The sequence below is a fragment of the Nitrospira sp. genome (assembly GCA_029194665.1).
Lineage (GTDB): Bacteria > Nitrospirota > Nitrospiria > Nitrospirales > Nitrospiraceae > Nitrospira_D.
This window is the reverse complement of record JARFXO010000005.1, coordinates 291,252-310,491: the sequence shown is the minus strand read 5'-3', so window position 1 is coordinate 310,491 and position 19,240 is coordinate 291,252. Positions and strand designations below refer to the sequence as shown.

Sequence of the window (19,240 nt, the reverse complement as noted above, 5' to 3'; positions counted from 1 at the left end):
TACCGCGTCACAGCGCGGTTTCTCCGGTTTCCCCCGTCCGAATGCGCACGACCGCGTTCAACTCTCGAACGAAAATTTTTCCATCCCCGATACTACCCGTCTTCGCCGCCTTGGTGATGGCCTCAATTACTCGAGACACCTGGGCATCCGTCACAGCTACCTCGATTTTCACCTTGGGAACAAATTCGATCGTATACTCTTGACCGCGATAGGTTTCCTTATGGCCTTTCTGACGCCCAAACCCTTTGACTTCCGATACAGTCATCCCCTGAACACCGATTTCCAACAGGGCATCCTTGATCTCTTCAAGTTTGAACGGCTTGACGACAGCCTCTACCAGCTTCATGTCGATGCCCTCCTTGCCCGACCAGCTCAGGAACTCCGGGCGACTCTCAGATGGACCCATTCAGGAGCTGTGCGCAACCCACCGCCGCCCCATGCCTCTCGTCGCGCAAAGGTCACAGCCACTCCACCTTTCCCTCTGCTTTGGGGGAGCCATCATAGCCCATCCTTTCCTCTCACTCAACGTGGAAATCTTGTAAATTCCTCAAAATTGCTCGACCTCTATGACCCACGTTGTGCGCATGGAATGCATACGGCAAGCGAATCACGGGCCAAGAAGCCCAGGCGATTCACTCCGGTCCGGAATCATTGGACAGATATCTGAGTAGTAACGGTGTGATTAGGATACAGAACCAGTTGAGGCTATGGCTGCTTGATGCGGTAGCCGTTCGTAATCGGCATTCGTCGGTCCTTGCCGAAGGCGCGGTGAGTGATCTTGACGCCAAGAGGTGCCTGACGTCGCTTGAACTCGCTGCTATCGACCATCCGGACCACGCGTGAAACCGTCGCGCGATCGAATCCTGCCTCGACGATGTCGTCGAGCGAGCGGTCTTCTTCGACATACGCCTGAAGAATGGGATCGAGAACGGCGTACGGAGGAAGAGAATCTTCATCCTTTTGATTCGGCCTCAACTCGGCGGTCGGAGGTCGGTCCAGGATACCTTTGGGAATCACAGGCGACGGACCACGTTCATTGCGGAACCGCGCCAGGCCGTAGACCATCGTCTTCGGAACATCCTTAATGACGGCGAACCCACCGGCCATGTCGCCGTACAGAGTCGAGTACCCCACACTTACCTCGCTTTTGTTTCCAGTGGCCAGAACCAGATGCCCGAACTTATTGGATACAGCCATGAGTAGATTGCCGCGAATGCGAGCCTGGAGGTTTTCCTCGGTGATGTCCTCCGAGCAATCGACAAATGACGGTACCAGAGACTGTCGATAGGCTTCAAATGTCGGGGTAATCGGGATGGTATTCAAGTCGATGCCGAGACACCGTACGAGTTCCACAACATCCTCTTCACTTTCATGTGAGGTGTACGGAGACGGCATGAAGATACCGAGCACTTGCTTGGCACCAAGGGCATCCACAGCGATTGCCGCGGTCACTGCCGAATCTACTCCGCCGCTCAGCCCGATCACCACTCGCGTAAATCCATTCTTTTGGACATAATCTTTCACGGCCAGTACCAGAGCGTGATACGCCTCCTCGATCTCAGCCAATGCCTCCGCTAGCCCTGACACGAGTCGAGGCCGATGCTTCTTTTTTACCGCCGTCTCGTTCACCACGAGACGATCGACGGCTGAACCAACTTTTCCGGTCAATGCCGCCCTACGCCCGCTCGCCGCAGGTCCACGTGAAACGGCATCCACGTTCAAATCGGCCACAAGTAACTCTTCCCGAAACGCGTGACCACGTGCGATCACATTCCCTGATTGGTCTAGAATCAAGCTGTTCCCGTCGAAGACCAACTCGTCTTGCCCCCCAACCATGTTCGTATATGTAACAATGACTCCCTGTTCCCTCGCTCTCGTCGCCAGCATCTGCTCCCTTAAACGACTTTTGCCGACATGAAAGGGCGAGGCATTGATATTGACGATCACCTCAGCACCAGCCGCTGCTTGTACCCGAGTAGGCCCTTCGTGCAACCAAATATCTTCGCAGATACTCACTCCGATTGTCGTGCCGTTAACGAGGAGCAACGGGACTCTCAGCCCGGGACGAAAATAGCGGCTTTCATCGAACACCCCATAGTTGGGTAAACACCACTTTCTATAACTACCGACTAACTTGCGATCGGCGATCAATGCTGCCGCATTGTAGAGCGTATGCCGCCCGGCTGAGACGATCGACCGCCGGGGCGAATGCGGGTCGATTTGCTCCTCCTGCCCAACATACCCTACCACAGCAACCAAACCGCGACAGACTTGCGTGATCTCGTTCAGTGCCCGTAGGTTATCCGTCACAAACTGCGACCTGAGCAGCAGGTCTTCGGGCGGATAACCGGTAATGGCCAGCTCAGGAAATACAACTACGTCGGCTCTGGCCTTCTTCGCGTCTCGCAGCCAGGTCGTAATGCGGTGGACATTGCCGGTTAGATCCCCGACAGTTGGGTTCATCTGTGCCATCGCGATTCGCAACGTCCGCATAGAACTCCGACAAAACCGGCCTCTCCCCGATGGCCAAACGCCCTCTACACAATAGATGGGTTCATGTTGACTCCGTCCTTGGGGCAAGCGATGCGTAGTTAGGCATGACCGTGAAGAGAGACTCGTGAAACCGCATACCATTGCTCAAACACGGATTTTTCAATCGGTCCTATCCGTACCTGTCCGATACGTTCCGGCCACACTCCAATGACTCGCCCTTCCGAGACTTTTTTGTCATGAAGCATGGCCTTCCATATCCTCTGCGGTTTCCACCTCGGCATACAGTCACTTAACCCCGCCTCCTTCACAGTGCGCCGAATCTCTTCGACTACTGTACGAGAACAAATTCCCTGAAAGCAGGCCAGCTCGGCCTCCTGCACTAATCCTATCCCCACCGCTTCTCCATGGACGAACGATTTATACCCCCCCAACGCCTCAAGGGCATGGCCGATGGTATGGCCATAGTTGAGGATCCGTCTGCGATCGGATTCTCGTTCATCCGCAGCCACCACTTCGGCCTTTATCTCGCAGGATCGTTTCACTGCTGCCGCAACGATGCCGGGCGATTGTCTCCGCAGCTCAGACATGTGCTGCCGCAGATAGGCAAAGAAGGACTTGTCCGCAATGATCCCGTACTTAATGACCTCGGCAAGCCCAGCAACCAATTCCCGAGTGGGCAAGGTATGAAGAGTAAACGGATCTATCCATACGGCGCACGGTTGATGAAATGACCCGATCAGGTTCTTCCCGAGCCGATGATCGACGCCCGTCTTTCCTCCGACACTCGAATCGACCTGCGCCACAAGAGTCGTCGGCACCTGAATGTAGGGAATACCACGCTGGTAGATCGAAGCAGCAAAGCCGGCCATGTCGCCCACAACACCACCGCCGAGCGCCAAGAGCATGGACGACCGCTCGAATCGATGACGTGCCAACACGTCAAGGATCTGCTCCACGGTCTTCAGCGTTTTCGATCGCTCTCCTGGAGACAGAATGATCGGAACGGAATCAATTCCATGCTTCTTGATTTCCTTCAGACTACTCTTCAGGTAGTGCCGAGCGACATGCCGATCCGTCACAACTCCGACCTTTCCTTGTACTCCATATTTCTTCAATTCTCTTCCAAGCCTCTCTACAAGTCCGGCTCGGATGGTGACCTCGTAGCTCCTTTCAGCTAGAGAAACCTTAACCGTTGAGGTTGGAATCACTTCGTAACCCAGTCGCTGATGAAGCCTGAGAATTTCACGTCGATTCTGTTCCCGAGCCGCGTATGAAACATCAAAGGGAGAAGTATCGTAACACAGCCCCGACGAACTAAAAAGGCGGTCACGTTCCTGGCGGAGTGCCACCATTCGGGTCGGGAGTTGTCGCGATCACCATGGCACAAAAGCAAAAGCCTGGTGATGCTGAATCGCATCCCCAGGCTTTTGCCGATCACAGAAATGAAGCAGACTCTAGGTCTTGATAATGCTTGGCGTGAGAAAAATGAGCAACTCTTGCTTTGAAACTGATTCGGATTTGTTCTTGAACAACCAACCAAGAACCGGCATACGAGAGAGATAGGGAATACCTTGCACGTTGTTGGCTTGCGTGTCGACGAAGACTCCGCCGATCACCATTGTTTCACCATCCCTCACAATCACCTGCGTGGTGGCTTCCCGTCGGTCGATGCTGGGGCCGGCAGGGTTGCTCCGTGCCCCGACCGCATTCCGCGTTGCCCTTACACGCATTAAGATTCGCTTCCCATCTTCCTTGGGATCGCGTGACGTGATCTGAGGTGTGACATTCAATTCCAAATTCGCATCGACAAACGTTGTTTGCGTACCCTGTAAGGATGTCGTTTGGAATGGGATCGATTCGCCTTGAGAAATCTTGGCTTCACGCTTGTCCAATGTGGTGATCTTCGGCGCTGCGATCACCTTGGTCAAGCCTAGCAATTCTCCGGCGGAGAGCCGCATATCCAGTCCGAAATCACCATTTAGTTTCCCAAAGGTCCACCCAATCCCAGGGACCGCCGGCAATCCACCAACCTGAGCCGGTAGATTAACCAAGAAAGTTTTCGGTATGGTACTAGCCCCATTCGCACCTGCTGCAAATGGCCCGATAAGATTCGAGACGCCAAAGAAATCGGTTGGTGTGGCATTCCCCGCCTGGAATCCCCACTGAATCCCTAACCCTCGAGCATAAACGGTATCAGCTTGAACAATGCGCGCCTCAATCTGAACCTGAGGGACCTCCAGATCGAGTCCCTCTACGAGCTGTTTGACGATTGCCAACTTTGTCTCGGTCTCTCGCACAATCAGTGCGTTGCTACCCTGATTGAATTGCATGACACCCCGTGGGCTTAAATATTGTCGCAGCGATGTCATAACCTCTTGGGCCTGGAGATTCCTGATATAGAAGACACGGTCGACCAGTTCCTCCGCTTTCGTCTTGGAATCCTTAGCCCGTGCTTCTTCATCCTGCTGCTTGGCAATGTTTGCCAGCGAATCGACCCACACAATGCTACCTTGACGAATCATGCCGAGCCCGTTCATTTTCAAGAGCATATCCAACGCCTGGTCCCAAGGCACACTGACCAGCTTCATGGTGACCTTGGACTTGACGCCTTCTCCAACGACAATGTTGAAGCCGCTGACCTCGGCGATCAATCGAAGAATGTTCGTAATGTCAGCCTGTTGAAAATCGAGGGAGATACGCCGACCAACAAATCGTGTTTGCCCTGCCACAATGTCATCGGACCTGTCATCCTTTTCAGCAGGAACACTTTCTCCAACCATCTGAACCCGCTGCACCGTAAACTGAGACGGGAGGGGCCGCACGATTCGCGTCGCTCTCTTGACCACGCGATCGCCCGGCACGAATAGCCCCTTACGGGTCTGGGGGTGGAATGGGCCGATCTTTCCCCCATCGACGTACGCAGCAACAACAGAGGACATTTTCCGCTCGCTCGGCCTCAATGTGATCAATACCTTATTATCTTCGCGAGCAATAGACAAAACCGGGCGCTCGGGGACATCGAACACCAGTCGAACCTTATCAGCGTGGTGTCCCACCCTGATTTTTTTGAGCAGATAGTGGTCGGCCGGCACTACTGATCGTCTAAGGGTGGACGAGACCGCCGGAATATCAACGATTAAGCGGGATTCATCTAAAAAATTGGCTTCAGGAAATAGTTGGCCATCCCCGGCAACTACTACGGTCACCAGATCCGCTTTGGGGCGGACCTCAATAGCGGTCACGGCCTGGGCCAGCAATCGTGTCCTAGCCGTTTCGGCTCGCCTGGCATCACTCCGCTTTAGCACGTCGATCTCTTCGGCCAACGCAGGCGTCTGGGCAATTATGGACAGAGCGGCGATCGACAGCGCCAAGACTTCGATGAAAGATCCGACAGTTCGAGAATTATCCGCCGGCAAAGGTAGTGGTTTCATTCTGAGCCCTCTTTGGGATGTAAGAGCTTGACATGTTCTCGCTCCTGCTTCTTGCCATACACATCAGTGAACCGTTCCTGGACAATGATGCCACGCTCGGTAATTGCGCTGACTACTCCGTTGTTTTGCCCGATCCTTGTTCCCCGTCGAACGGTGTACCCATGTCCTTCTGGTGTCTGCACCATAGCGGTATAGCCGTATGCCCCCCATACGACGGCAATAAGGTTGAGCTCTGTCAGGGTCACGCGTTGCAATGGTGGAAGAGTTGTATCCGTTTTCCCGGGCTGAAGCTCCTGGACGATAGGAGCAAATGGATCTCGACGACCGGAAGGATCATACCCACCTCCAACCATCCCGTCCGGTACGGAAAGCTGGGAAGCCACCGGAGTACCTGGCCCAGACGTGGGCGCTTCTCCAGCTTGGGGAGCCGTCCTCTGGATTTCTGGTACAGAAGACAGCGTGAGAGCATCTTGCCGCATCGGAGTCGTCAGGCCAGGAAGAGGAGAAGACTCGGCTTGTGCATCTATACTCCCCGAAAGGGTGACACAGGCGCATACCAGGCTGACACCAACTATCAGAGAATATTCTTTAGGCTTCCTTCTGATATTCAACACATGCATGGTGTCACGATTTCGCTATTTCCCAACTTGGGCTACTTTGGGAGCATTAGCCGCAGGAGATGCTCCGGAAACCGGCTTTTCCTGAGGCGCGGCGTAAGCCACCAGGTCAAATGTCGTTTGTGATACGATTCGTCCTTGTTCAATCCTCGGAGACCCCATCTTAAGCCCCGACACCGTAATTATCCGAGGAAGTCGATTGATCCGATCGAAAAATAGTGCGGCAGTGTGATAGACCCCGGCCACCTCCACACTGACCGGCATCTTGACGAAAAGCTTCGACCCATCTTCAGTCTGGGCACCTGGTTTCCAGAGTTTGATATCGAGCCCCAATCGTACCCCGAGGTCAGACACCTGCTTCAGCAACATGATCGCTTCTTCTTCCGGGGGAAGACGTTCCTTCTTCTTAGCCAATTCAATTTCGAGCTGTCTGTTCGCCGCGACTAATTCGTCGAGATGTTTCACTTTGATTGTGAGTGTTTGAATTTCACCCTCCAGCCTACTGTTTTCTGCCTCGAGCGCCGTGATGGTCGCAGACTTGGGTTCTGCAATGTAGAAATAGAAGCCAGCAATCATGCCGCCGACGAGCAAGAATAAAAGCGCGGCCTTTTGGGACGCCGGCACATTGCGAAGCGCATCAAGCTTGATCTGCGGTAACCCCATCAGGATCCCTTTAGACGAAAGGCTAAACGAAACTGGTACAAGTTAATTTTGTTTTCTACTGCGGCCTTACTCTCCTGCAGATTGATGCCGGCAAAATACTCTGTGCGTCGCAAGTTGTTCACGAATTCCACTACGTCGTCGTTGGTTAACGCTTTCCCTTCCAACTCAACCGTATCGGATGCCACACCCAGTTTCGTGAGCCATACTTTAAGCGGCTCTAAACTCTGACTCACATGATCGAGCACCTTCACCGGACCCATTCTGGATTGCTCAAGCTGGTCTATAATCCGATTCTTGTCCTCGAGTAACTTTTTTCTTCGTTCAAAATCCTGTACTTGCTTGACCTGTTCTTTCAGCTGGGCAACTTGCTTTTCTTTATCTCGCTTTTCCTCCTGTCGAGCCTCAAGCTCACTGTCCAATGAAGCCGAATACCACCAACACCCGGCCAGCGCGACCAGGACCATCCCGACGCCGAGCAGTGCCTGTGCGCGTACGTCATATTGAGGTTTGGCTGACTTTCCTTTGGGCCCACCTGGAAGGAGGTTAATGCGAATCATCTGTCCCCCACCGCTCTCAAGGCCAACCCGACACCGACGGCTGCCGATGGGGCCAAGTCCGCCAGTAGGTCAGGATCGATGTCGCACCCTGTAACATCTATTTCAGCGAAGGGATCAGCCATTTCTGCAGGCAGTTGCATCCGATCGCCGAGCTGTTGAATCAGCCCTTTTGCCCGGGCTACGCCACCACAGACCAGCACACGACTGAGCTCAGCGTTGGTGGACGAGGTCTTGAAGTAGTCAATCGTTCTAGCGATCTCGGACGCGACTTCCGCATTGACACTGTCCATAACACCGGTAACCGATACCCCGCCGGAATCACCTCCTCGGTCCTTTTTCTTGCTCTCTTCAGCTTCCTCGAAGGAGAGCCCTATCTCGCGTTGAATCGCTTCTGTGTACCTATTGCCCCCCAACGGGATATCACGCGTAAACAACGAAGAACCGGCACGGACAATGTTCACATTCATCACGCTCGCGCCGAGATTCACCAAGGCCGTCGTTTCTTCCTTCGCCATCGGATAATTAATCGCGTGCATATTCTCAACCGCAAACGCATCAACGTCCATGACCATTGGGATAAGTCCAGCTGCCTTGACGAGTTCGGTCAATTCATTAATCTTGTCTTTCTTAGCGGCAACAAGAATCACCGACATATCCTCTTGCTGATCTTCTGACGCATCCGTCGGCAAGACATGAAAGTCGATGTTCACTTCGTTGATGTCGAAGGGGATGTACTGCTCCGCTGCCAATTTCACCTGTCCTTCCAATTCTTCATCAGGCATGGGTGGTAATGTGATCTTCTTCACAATGACAGCGTGACCTGAAATCGATATCGCGACGTGCTTATTCTTGACGTTGGCTTCCTCGAATAATTCTCCAATGGCCGAAACCACACGTCCTTCGTCCATGACCGTCCCATCTACAATCACTTCCGGCTCAAGCGGTTTCACGCCGAACTTTTGGAGAAAGTACCGTCCCTTACTTTCCTTGAGTTGAGCGACCTTAATCGCACTCGATCCGATATCGAGCCCCACTAACTGTCTGCGAGGGGTCAGCATCGTTATGACATCGGTTTCCACGAGCTTCTTCAGTGAAGTCAACATGCGTTACCTGCCACTTTACGCGACAGCCTTTCGGACACGGATAACCTTCTCAATTTCGTCTACATTCTTTCTTGTATAGAGCCGCCAATTTCTCCAATCGCGAGCGGGTTGGGTAATGACACCTTCCCGTTCCCAACGAAAGAGTGTCGCCTTGGAAATGTCAAACAATGCACATACTTGATTGGCCTTGTAGCTTGCTTCATTGGACCTGTACTTAGGATTGTACACTGTAGTACTTACACTGTCATAACGCCTTTGGTTGCTCACAAGAGTAAGTATAGTCAGTATGCTCTACCTGTCAAGGAACCGACCGGGGGGCACGGCAGGATCACAATGGCTGTGGCTCAAACAGCAGTCTGTATCTTGTCGATATCTCGGTGTTTGAGGCCGACCTCGTATCCCAGCGCGAAGAGGCTTTCTTGGAGACGACTAGCAACCGCCACCGAGCGATGGCGTCCACCGGTACATCCGATACCGATGGTCAGATAACTGCGGCGCTCTCTTTGGAATAGCGGCAAGAGAAACTTCAGCAGGCCTTCGAGGTGCTCCATGAGTGAAACGGCTTCGGGGTCTGTCAGAACAAAGGTTCGGACCAGCGGATCGTCTCCGGAGAGAGGCTTGAGCTCAGGCACGAAAAATGGGTTCTTAAGAAATCGCACATCAAACAACAAATCGATATCATACGGCACCCCAAACTTATATCCGAAGGTCATGATCGAGATCGTGAGTCGTCTCTCAAAAGGTCCGCCTAGGAATTGATTAGCAAGTAACTCACCAAGCCCATGGACCGTCAGATCGGAAGTATCGATGATTCGATCAGCCTGGCGCCGGAGCTCAGCTACACGTTCCTTTTCGAACCGGATCCCATTCAAGACGGGGAGATCCGGCAACAGTGGATGGGGGCGCCTGGACTCTGAAAAGCGCCTGATCAATACTTCTTCACGAGCCTCAAGGAAAAGCAACTGAACGGCATGGCCAAGCGTTTGCACCCTTTTCAGGATATTGCCGAAATCCGAAAAGAACGCACGCTCTCTAACGTCAATCCCAAGAGCAACGTTAGTAATTTCGCTATGCTGCTGATTGCAGAGATCAACAAAAGTCGGGAGGAGGGCAAGGGGAAGGTTATCGATGCAGAAATATCCGGCGTCCTCAAATGCTTTGAGGGCATACGTTTTACCAGAACCGGACAACCCGCTTATTATGACCAGATTCAGCCGGGCCATAGATCGTACTTGCCTCGGTGGGCATGCCCGAGATACTCCGCTGAGAGTCGCTGCCAGTCTCACCCCGATTCAGCGAGGCGAAGCGCCCTGTGCCTCCATGGATACACTAGTTTCGTCAAGCCGCTCGGGCACCATTGAGTATGCCAAGGATGGAAGGGAGCGAGATTTCACGAAAGACTCACATGGGAACTCGATCGTGATCTCTTCGGTTTGGTCGGCTTATGATTGACAAGACGATCTTTCCATTTCCGAAACTGCGCATCCACACGGTCGACGAGCGCATCGATCGTGGCATACATTTCCGGCGTTGATGTCTTGGCTTGCACTCGCTTGCCACTGACCGCGCCAGTGACTTCCGCCTTATGCTGGAGCTTCTCGACTCCCAATACCACTTGAAGCGATCCGACCTTCAATCCGTACCGATCCAGGCGACCGAACCGGGTTTCCACATAGCTTCTAAGCGCTGGCGTGATATCCATGTGGCGACCTGTGATTCTCAGCTTCATGCCCACCTCCAATTAGACCTGGTTGGATGCGAAGCAACAGTGATCAAAAAAATCGTTTGCGCTGGCTGGCGGATGAGATGTTCAACTCCCCCCGATATTTAGCCACAGTCCTCCGCGCGATAAGCACCCCCTGCTTTCGAAGCCGAGCGGCAATTTCTTCGTCTTTCAAGGGGCGCTCCGTATCCTCTTCAGCCACCATTGTTTTGATCATATCCTTGACTGAAACGGAGGAATGCATGCCTGAGGGCTCATCCGCCCGCTGAAGTCCAGCGTTGAAGAAGAACTTGAGTTCCAACATGCCCTGTGGGCAATACATATATTTATTGGCCGTCACACGACTGATCGTGGATTCATGCATCCCTATATCTTCCGCCACTTGCTTGAGAACCAAGGGCTTGAGATATTGGACGCCGTGATCAAAAAATTTCTCTTGAAACTTGACGATGCTGGAAACCACTTTCACGATTGTCCGATTCCGTTGCTCGATGCTCCGAATAACCCACTGAGCGGCTCGCAATTTTTCATCCATATACGCTTTGGTTTCCGGAGATCCACCCTGTCCGGAAGAAATAAGCTGTTTGTAATACGGACTGATCCTCATGCGTGGCAGCCCATCGTCGTTTAACAGCACAACCCACTCCCCCTCATTCTTGACTACAAACACATCAGGCACGATAACGTAGTTCTGAGTACTTGCGAACGGCCTCCCCGGTTTGGGCTCAAGTTCTCCAATGATTTTGGTGGCTTGGAAGACTTCCTCGATCGTGATATTCAAGACCTTCGCAACCTTGGCATATTGTTTTTTTTCTAAGTCCTTCAAATGATGCAAGACGATGCTTTCAATAACCGATCCTTTCAGCGCGCCGGGTGGAGACCCAAGGGACCCAAATGGATTCCGACCTAAATGCCCGAGTTGTAACAAAAGGCATTCGGGAAGATTTCTGGCAGCAACCCCGGTCGGATCGAAAGTCTGGATGTCCTTGAGCACGGATTCAACCTCGGATTCGTTAAAACCGGTCCCGGCCACGACCTCAGACGATGGGATACGTAGATAACCATCATCATCTAGATTGCCGATGATCAAACGACCAAGTTCCTTTTCTCGATCACCGAGGCCGGACAAGGACAATTGCCAGAGCAGATGCTCCTCGAGGGACGTCGCTTTCGCCACGGTTTGCTCGTACGAAGGAAGCTCATCTTGTGCCGCGGAGTATTCAGACTCGCCGCTCCGTCGATCTCTGCCGAAGTATTCTTCCCATCCGGAAGCGGAAAACTCCTCCGGCGACCCTTGTTCTTCACGTGTTTCAACCCCTGCCTCTGACCGATCCTGTCCTTCCGGTGCGGGGGGAGCTTCAACCTTCTCCTCGGTGACCAAGGACTCGCCCTCGTCGACATCGGATTGAATTTCATCCAGCAACGGGTTTTCCAGGAGATGCTGAGTGAGGCTCTGCTGCAGCTCAAGTCGAGACAGCTGCAGCAGCTTAATCGCTTGCTGCAGTTGAGGCGTCATGATGAGCTTTTGCGAGAGTTGTGGAACCAGCCGGAGTTTCATCGATGCTTCTGCTATTCCCCTACAACTTGAACTGCTCGCCAAGATACACGGCTCGGGCCGTTGGACTCTGCACAATGGCTTCGGGAGTCCCGGCCTCCAAGATCAATCCTTCATTGATAATGTAGGCACGGTCAACGATTGAAAGCGTTTCCTGTACATTGTGATCAGTAATCAATATACCGATCTTTTTTTCTTTCAACCGTGTAATGATCTGCTGAATGTCCGCGACGGCAATCGGATCGATCCCTGCAAATGGTTCATCCAAGAGCATGAACGACGGTGTGGCCGCTAGCGCACGAGTGATCTCCAAACGTCGGCGTTCTCCACCTGAGAGGGCATAGGCCATGCTCTTTCGTATATTGATGAGGTCCAATTCTTTGAGTAAGGCATCCACACGTTGGCTTCGCTCTTTACGAGCATACCCCAGCATTTCGAGAATCGCCAAGACATTATTTTCCACCGAAAGCCGTCGAAAAACGGACGATTCTTGAGGTAGGTAGCCGATTCCCCGACGCGCTCGTTTGTACATCGGGAGGTTGGTCACTGATTCACCGATGAAGGTGATCTCCCCTTCATCTGGCTGGCACAAGCCGACCATCATGTCGAAGATTGTGGTCTTGCCCGCTCCATTCGGACCGAGCAGTCCAACCACCTCGCCGGCATACACCTCGACGGCGACACCTTTGACGACTTTGCGGCCACGGAAACTTTTTACCAATCCAGTAGCACGTAGACAATCCCGCTGCGAGGCTGCAATCGGCTCCACGAGCGCGTCACATTCTGCATGAGCACTCCGGGTCATGGCTGGTTCTGTCCCTCTCCTTCGATACGGACGTGTGAGCCTCCCTCCACCACGCTCCGCTCTTCTGCTAAGAAAATCGTAATCTGTTTACCGCTGACACGTGTACCCTTCTCCCAAGCTACGGGTTCGCCCGTCAACACGATTTTCTCTCCATCAACGAAATATACGGCTTTTTGGCAAGTCGCGTTGCCGTTCTCGTATTGGATCCGGACACGATGAGAGTCCCCGGTCGCCTCGACACGACTCACGGAACGATTCGACATCGTCGAGGCTGTGTTAGGTTCTTTGGGAGCCGTGGGATTCCGACGGGATTCAGGATGATCGGTCCCCTCTTCTGACGGCCGCGCAGAGGTGCGGTTTCGGGGAGTGAATAACACAACCATCTTATCGGAATGGACGATCAGAGGTCCCCTGGTCAGGACAACCGTTTCCTCGAAAATGGCTTGGCTGTCTTGGTTTCGTACCGTCATTTTCTTTGATGTGATGGTGGTCGAGACACCAGGAGCCTCCATGCTCCTCTTGAGGTTCACCGATTCCGTTGAGGGAGCTGCCGACGTGGACCCGACAAAGCAGACGCTAAGAAGAAGGAGCCAAATCCACATGCACATCCTGTAGAATCTCAAATTCTTCGGATTCCAGCCGCCCAAGCAGTCCTTGTCCCCTCACCTCCAACCCATGCCCTACCATTCGCACAGGATCTTGCGTCCGGATTTCTCGTGTCTGGTCAATCCATATCAAGTGGTTGGTATAAATCGTATAGCCGCTCGTCGTCTCCACGACAATGGGCGTTTCACGATTTGCCAGCCTGAAATTCTTGGTCGCGGTATCCAGCGTTCCCTCTTCCCCGTACACAGTCACCTCATCCCCTCCTGCGCCGTAAAAGGTGAGGGCAACGTCACGCAGAACGGCACGCTTATCTTGCTCGAATAATCGGGCCTGTTTAGCCTGCACCTGCCACTGAACGACATCGCCTTGTGATTGTGTAAAGGTGAACTCCATGATCTTCGCATCCGCTTGTTCAATCGACTCTGGAGCGATGGGTCGGTTACTCGACGCTGAATCTGCGTTTCGGAAGAGAAGATAGCCGAGAAATGTGGCTAACAGCACACTCAAGGCGAGAAGAGCCCGTCTCGCTACAAGCTCCCACATGCGCTAGAAATTCCCCCCTGGTAGATGCAGGGCGACACCTGGCACGATCGTAGCATGCACGGTCTGCCAAGTAAACGGCCTCCGGTGAACTGAAAATAAAAAGACTCCCATGTGTTGACACATGGGAGTCTCGATGGCGCCAGCAGAATAGTCGTAACTTAGAATACTACGGCGATGTTCCGACCTCGGTGGGTGCGGGTTGAGTGGTACGAGCATCGGACTTTTTCTTTATGGTTGGCTCCTGACGAGCTACTAATTCGATAGCAACCATTTCAGCCGCATCGCCAATACGGCGACGAGTTTTGATGATCCTGGTGTACCCACCGGATCGATCCTTGAATCGTGTCGCCACATCACTGAATAGTTTAGACACAACGGCCTTACTGTGAAGAAATCCTAAGGCTCGACGGCGCGCCTGCAGAGTACCTTCCTTGCCAAGGGTGATCATGCGATCGGCAAACCCTCGCACCTCTTTCGCCTTGGCTCCGGTGGTCTCGATACGCTCTTGGTCTAACAACGAGGTCACTAAGTTCCGAAACAATGCTCCCCGGTGCTTCGTCTGCCGCCCAAGTTGTCGCCCCTTTTTTCTATGTCGCACGGTAATCCTCTTGATTGGAACGCGTCATTCAGCTTTTGGGCTTCCATTGTGTGGAGTCCCGACCTCTATCTTTGTTCCTAACGAAAGTCCCATTTCCGACAGAATTTCTTTAATTTCGTTGAGGGATTTTTTCCCGAAGTTTTTTGTCCTGAGCATCTCACCTTCCGACTTTTGCACAAGGTCGGCGATTGTCTTGATATTCGCATTCTTCAGACAATTGGCCGCACGAACGGACAACTCCAACTCGTTCACGCTTCGAGTGAGATTCTTGTTCACTTCCCGCTGAGATTCCTCGTAGCCCGCTTCGCTCTTCCCATCGCTGCGCTCCTCCGGATTGATAAAAATATCCAGATGTTCACGCAATATCCCGGCCCCAGTAGAGAGGGCATCGCGAGGGCTGATAGTGCCGTCGGTCCAGATCTCCATCGTCAGTTTGTCATAGTCGGTCATACGGCCGACCCTCGCATTCTCAACATGGAAATTGACCCTCCTGATCGGAGAGAAAATGGAATCGATGGCGATCACCCCGATCGGCAATCCCTCTTCTTTGTTACGCTCGGCTGGCACGTAACCACGACCATGTTTCACCGTCATCTCGATGTCCAGGGTCGCATCCTTGTCGAGAGTGGCCATATGCAAATCAGGCGTCAGAATCGTCACGTCGCCATCGTGAAGAATGTCCGACCCTTTTGCTTCTCCAGGCCCCTTCTTTTTTAACCGTATCGTTTTCGGTTTCCCCGTGTGGAGCGCCAAACGCAAGCTCTTGATATTCAGAATGATTGCTGTGACATCTTCCGCCACACCAGAAATCGTCGAAAACTCGTGCACGACCCCTTCAATCTTCACAGTGGTCACCGCTGCCCCTGTGAGCGACGACAACAATATGCGACGGAGGGCATTACCGATTGTGGTGCCAAACCCCCGTTCAAACGCTTCCGTGGTGAATCGTCCAAATGTGGGAGAATGTGCATCCTTGTCGACTTCCACCCGCATGGGGATCTGAAAGTCTTTCATCGCTTTGATCATGACCCACCCTCCATACCATCGAGTGACTAGAACATCGAGAGATAACCCCCGATTTCGGAACAACCCAGCTCAGAACAGCAGACTATCGTGAGTATAATTCCACGACCATCTGTTCGTTGACCGGCAACGCGATTTGCTCCTTGGCCGGCAACGCGCGAACAGTGCCCTTGAACGCGCCTTTGTCAAGCTCAAGCCACTCAGGAATGCCTCGACTGTCAACCGAGTCCAATGCCGCCTGGATTGCGGCCAAGTCGCGACTCCGTTCACGAATTTCGATCACATCTCCCGGTTTCACCAGCGCCCCAGCCACCGTAATCTTCTTACCATTGATGGTGAAATGACCATGACTCACCATCTGGCGAGCTTGCTTGCGCGATGCACCGAATCCTAATCGATAGGCCACATTGTCCACGCGACATTCGAGCAAACGCAACAAGGCGTCGCCCGTAACGCCGGTCTGTCGTTCTGCACGTTCGAAGACGCCGCGAAATTGGCGTTCCTGAAGGCCGTAGATCCGACGCAGCTTCTGCTTTTCGCGCAGCTGCAGACTATAGTCAGAAGTGCGCTGTCGCCCCTGCCCATGTTGGCCAGGCGGATAACTCCGGCGCTCGACCGCGCACTTTTCCGTCATACAACGCGTGCCTTTGAGAAACAGCTTCTCCCCTTCTCGTCGACACAACCGACAGACTGGACCACGATACTTTGCCACTGCTCCCTCCTCGTTCTTCGTTAACCGTTAGACGTTACTCGTTAATCGCCCCTCGATTCACGTTTAACGATTAACGTTTCACGTCCCTTAGACTCTCCGACGTTTGGGAGGTCGACAACCATTATGCGGGATCGGCGTGACATCGCGAATCAGATTGATCCGCAAACCCGCTCCTTGGAGTGAACGGATCGCCGATTCGCGACCGGACCCTGGTCCATTCACATACACATCGACTTGCCGCATTCCGCTTTCCATGGCTTTTCGCGCTGCGGTCTCCCCGGCTCGCTGAGCAGCAAAGGGGGTACTCTTCCTCGATCCTTTGAACCCTTGATTGCCTGCGCTTGCCCACACCACCGTGTTTCCGCTCATGTCAGTGATAGTCACAATCGTATTGTTGAATGAGGCCTGAACATGTGCCACTCCACTTTGGACTATCCGACGTTCTTTCTTTTTCCCTTTTTTGACGCTCATGCGAACTCCTTCGGCTGTTTCTGCAGACTAGGTGCTCGAGGCCCCTTTGGTCACCGTGGGTCTCGGCTTGCTACTGACGCCTGCGCGCCGTCCTTTACGTGTCCGAGCATTGGTTTTGGTTCGTTGTCCGCGGACCGGCAGGCTTTTGCGATGACGCAACCCTCGATAGGTCCCCGTATCAACCAACCGCTTGATATTCAACGACACCTCTTTGCGTAGGTCTCCTTCGACCCTGTAATCACGTTCGATGATTTCACGCAACTTGACGATCCTATCTTCGCTCAGGTCTTTGACCCGGACCGCTCCATCGATTCCCGCTTCATTGAGAATCTTCTGAGCCGACATGCGTCCGATTCCATAGATGTAGGTCAACCCGATATCCGTCCGCTTATTCCGTGGCAAATCGATGCCGGCAATACGTGCCATTCCTCCCCTCCAGTTCTAAGTGCGGAGCGTTGAGTTCTATGCTGTGAAATGTCTCCTCATTGGGATCCGCTATAATGCCGGCTCCGAACTCAACACTCACGGCTCGGCACTTTTCTTCATCCTTGTCGCTGCTTATGGCGTGGGTTTTTGCATAAAATCCGCACGACCCCCCGACGACGGACAACCTTGCATTTGGCACATATGGGCTTCACTGATGATTTGACCTTCATGACAATTCGCCACTCCCGTTACTTGAAGCGATAGGTGATGCGGCCCCTGGTCAAATCGTATGGTGACATTTCCACCGTGACCTTGTCGCCGGGCAGGATACGGATAAAATGCATCCGCATTTTCCCAGAGATGTGAGCCAGTATGACATGGCCGTTATCCAGCTTGACCCGAAACATGGCGTTGGGAAGCGTCTCCGCCACCAAGCCTTGGACTTCAATAATGTCTTCTTTTGCCACGTCCTGCTGTATTCTTTCCTGATGAACCGACTCTAGGTTGTCTCCAATTGGCTCAAAATGCGAGGCGCTCCGCTGGCTTGGACGGCGATCGTATGTTCGAAGTGAGCAGATAGGCTTCCATCTACCGTGACTGCTGTCCACCGATCCCCAAGCACACGCACGGCACTCCGACCCATGTTCACCATTGGTTCGATCGCCAGCACCATACCTGGTTGCAATCGAGGCCCTTGACTCGGCTTCCCATAGTTGGGAACTTGAGGCTCCTCATGCAATTGCCGACCAATCCCATGGCCCACAAACTCGGTGACAACCGAGTAGCCAGCGTATTCGACATGTTGTTGCACAGCGTTCGAAATGTCTGTCAAACGGTTGCCGACCACAGCCTGCTTGATCCCAAGATAAAGTGCCTCTTCCGTCACTCGAACCAGTTTTTCTGTCGCTTCTGGAATCCGCCCAACCGCTACCGTCACGGCAGAATCCCCATAGAACCCACCCACAATAGCACCGAGATCCAATCCGATGATATCCCCCTCCTTTAGCTTTCGCTTCGAAGGGATACCGTGAACGACCTGTTCGTTCACGGATGCACAAAGGGTCTTGGGATAGTTCCGGTAGCCTTTGAACGCTGGAACTGCCCCCCTGGCCCGTATCGCTTCCTCGGCAATACAGTCCAACTCATCCGTGCTGATACCTGGACAGACTGCTTTCCTCACAATCGCGAGCGCTTCAGCTACCACTCTTGACGCCTCGGCCATCACCGTAATCTCGGAGGGCGTTTTCAGAATGATCATGCCGTCTGGTATGCCGTCAGCTCTCTCACGAGATTGTGATAGACCGTCTCAACCGGTTCGGCGCCATTGAGATGCGACAAAACTTGCTTGTCCTCATAAAAGGTGATCAAGGGCGCTGTCTGCTCTTCATATACACGAAGACGCATCTCGATCGCTTCCGGCTGATCATCGCTTCGCTGAACCAACGCTGCTCCACAACGTTCACAGAAATTGCCACTCTTGGATGGCGCGAACTCCACATGATAGGTCGCCTGGCACTTGGGACAGCTCCGGCGCCCGCTCAACCGCTTGACAATTTCTTCTCGTGAAACCCTGAAATGAATCACTCGATCCAGCTGAAGGCCTCGTTCAGCAAGCACCTTCGCGAGCGCTTCAGCCTGATGAACCGTCCTTGGAAATCCATCGAGAATAAACCCATTGGCATGTGATGAATCAGCAAGTTTCTCCCGTACCAGTCCTATGACGACTGAATCTGGAACCAACCTTCCCTGATCCATATGCTCTTTGGCTTCAAGGCCAAGGGGCGTCCTATTCCGAACCGCCTCCCGAAGTAAATCACCGGTTGAAATCTTACGAATGCGATACTGAACGGCAGCCTTATCAGCCTGCGTACCTTTCCCAACACCCGGAGCACCGAGAAACACAAGCCGCATGTC

22 protein-coding genes and 1 pseudogene are annotated in these 19,240 nt (G+C 53.1%); all 23 read right to left on the bottom strand.

Annotated elements, in window-relative coordinates:
* Positions 1–7: 7 nt before the first annotated feature.
* Positions 8–346: a P-II family nitrogen regulator gene (locus P0119_17550; GenBank protein ID MDF0667853.1), complete on the bottom strand. Its 339-nt coding sequence runs from the start codon at positions 344–346 to the stop codon at positions 8–10.
* A 359-nt stretch (positions 347–705) separates the two neighbouring features.
* Positions 706–2,493 carry an NAD+ synthase gene (locus tag P0119_17545; GenBank protein ID MDF0667852.1) on the bottom strand — a complete coding sequence of 596 codons (1,788 nt, stop codon included), beginning with the start codon at positions 2,491–2,493 and terminating at the stop codon, positions 706–708.
* A 98-nt stretch (positions 2,494–2,591) separates the two neighbouring features.
* Positions 2,592–3,845 carry a 3-dehydroquinate synthase gene (gene aroB, locus P0119_17540; GenBank protein ID MDF0667851.1) on the bottom strand — a complete coding sequence of 418 codons (1,254 nt, stop codon included), beginning with the start codon at positions 3,843–3,845 and terminating at the stop codon, positions 2,592–2,594.
* Positions 3,846–3,947: 102 nt separating this feature from the next.
* Entirely contained in the window at positions 3,948–5,924 is a 1,977-nt protein-coding gene (pilQ, locus tag P0119_17535) for a type IV pilus secretin PilQ (protein MDF0667850.1), read from the bottom strand.
* Positions 5,921–6,307, bottom strand: a complete 387-nt coding sequence (locus P0119_17530; protein MDF0667849.1) for a pilus assembly protein PilP — start codon at positions 6,305–6,307, stop codon at positions 5,921–5,923. Before P0119_17530 ends, pilQ begins: the two co-directional genes overlap by 4 nt.
* Positions 6,308–6,559: 252 nt before the next feature.
* Positions 6,560–7,204, bottom strand: coding sequence for a type 4a pilus biogenesis protein PilO (gene pilO, locus P0119_17525; protein ID MDF0667848.1), 645 nt, complete (start codon positions 7,202–7,204; stop codon positions 6,560–6,562).
* Positions 7,204–7,761 (bottom strand): PilN domain-containing protein, encoded by a 558-nt coding sequence (locus tag P0119_17520; GenBank protein ID MDF0667847.1) that lies wholly within the window; start codon positions 7,759–7,761, stop codon positions 7,204–7,206. The genes pilO and P0119_17520 overlap by 1 nt, the downstream gene beginning before the upstream one ends.
* The gene (pilM, locus tag P0119_17515; GenBank protein MDF0667846.1) at positions 7,758–8,864 is read right to left on the bottom strand and encodes a type IV pilus assembly protein PilM; all 1,107 of its coding nucleotides are present in this window, start codon (positions 8,862–8,864) and stop codon (positions 7,758–7,760) included. The genes P0119_17520 and pilM overlap by 4 nt, the downstream gene beginning before the upstream one ends.
* Before the next feature lie 344 nt (positions 8,865–9,208).
* On the bottom strand, positions 9,209–10,087 hold the full coding sequence (gene rapZ / locus P0119_17510) for an RNase adapter RapZ (GenBank protein MDF0667845.1): 879 nt from the start codon (positions 10,085–10,087) through the stop codon (positions 9,209–9,211).
* Between the two features lie 167 nt (positions 10,088–10,254).
* Complete coding sequence (gene raiA / locus P0119_17505; GenBank protein MDF0667844.1) at positions 10,255–10,593, bottom strand: ribosome-associated translation inhibitor RaiA; 339 nt, start codon at positions 10,591–10,593, stop codon at positions 10,255–10,257.
* Between the two features lie 43 nt (positions 10,594–10,636).
* Positions 10,637–12,145: an RNA polymerase factor sigma-54 gene (rpoN, locus tag P0119_17500; protein MDF0667843.1), complete on the bottom strand. Its 1,509-nt coding sequence runs from the start codon at positions 12,143–12,145 to the stop codon at positions 10,637–10,639.
* Between the two features lie 19 nt (positions 12,146–12,164).
* Entirely contained in the window at positions 12,165–12,947 is a 783-nt protein-coding gene (gene lptB, locus P0119_17495; GenBank protein ID MDF0667842.1) for an LPS export ABC transporter ATP-binding protein, read from the bottom strand.
* On the bottom strand, positions 12,944–13,459 hold the full coding sequence (locus P0119_17490) for an LptA/OstA family protein (protein MDF0667841.1): 516 nt from the start codon (positions 13,457–13,459) through the stop codon (positions 12,944–12,946). Before P0119_17490 ends, lptB begins: the two co-directional genes overlap by 4 nt.
* 64 nt (positions 13,460–13,523) lie before the next feature.
* On the bottom strand, positions 13,524–14,096 hold the full coding sequence (lptC, locus tag P0119_17485; protein ID MDF0667840.1) for an LPS export ABC transporter periplasmic protein LptC: 573 nt from the start codon (positions 14,094–14,096) through the stop codon (positions 13,524–13,526).
* Positions 14,097–14,346: 250 nt separating this feature from the next.
* A pseudogene (gene rplQ, locus P0119_17480) lies at positions 14,347–14,694 on the bottom strand (50S ribosomal protein L17).
* 24 nt (positions 14,695–14,718) lie between these two features.
* Positions 14,719–15,720: a DNA-directed RNA polymerase subunit alpha gene (locus P0119_17475; GenBank protein MDF0667839.1), complete on the bottom strand. Its 1,002-nt coding sequence runs from the start codon at positions 15,718–15,720 to the stop codon at positions 14,719–14,721.
* Positions 15,721–15,802: 82 nt separating this feature from the next.
* Positions 15,803–16,429, bottom strand: coding sequence for a 30S ribosomal protein S4 (rpsD, locus tag P0119_17470; GenBank protein MDF0667838.1), 627 nt, complete (start codon positions 16,427–16,429; stop codon positions 15,803–15,805).
* An 87-nt stretch (positions 16,430–16,516) separates the two neighbouring features.
* A complete protein-coding gene (rpsK, locus tag P0119_17465) occupies positions 16,517–16,900 on the bottom strand; it encodes a 30S ribosomal protein S11 (GenBank protein ID MDF0667837.1) in 384 nt (127 codons plus the stop codon).
* Between the two features lie 27 nt (positions 16,901–16,927).
* Positions 16,928–17,326 (bottom strand): 30S ribosomal protein S13, encoded by a 399-nt coding sequence (gene rpsM, locus P0119_17460; GenBank protein ID MDF0667836.1) that lies wholly within the window; start codon positions 17,324–17,326, stop codon positions 16,928–16,930.
* Positions 17,327–17,442: 116 nt separating this feature from the next.
* A complete protein-coding gene (gene rpmJ / locus P0119_17455; protein MDF0667835.1) occupies positions 17,443–17,556 on the bottom strand; it encodes a 50S ribosomal protein L36 in 114 nt (37 codons plus the stop codon).
* Between the two features lie 18 nt (positions 17,557–17,574).
* Positions 17,575–17,793 carry a translation initiation factor IF-1 gene (gene infA, locus P0119_17450; protein MDF0667834.1) on the bottom strand — a complete coding sequence of 73 codons (219 nt, stop codon included), beginning with the start codon at positions 17,791–17,793 and terminating at the stop codon, positions 17,575–17,577.
* 32 nt (positions 17,794–17,825) lie between these two features.
* Positions 17,826–18,584: a type I methionyl aminopeptidase gene (map, locus tag P0119_17445; protein MDF0667833.1), complete on the bottom strand. Its 759-nt coding sequence runs from the start codon at positions 18,582–18,584 to the stop codon at positions 17,826–17,828.
* Complete coding sequence (locus tag P0119_17440) at positions 18,581–19,237, bottom strand: adenylate kinase (GenBank protein ID MDF0667832.1); 657 nt, start codon at positions 19,235–19,237, stop codon at positions 18,581–18,583. The genes map and P0119_17440 overlap by 4 nt, the downstream gene beginning before the upstream one ends.
* Between the last annotated feature and the right edge of the window lie 3 nt (positions 19,238–19,240).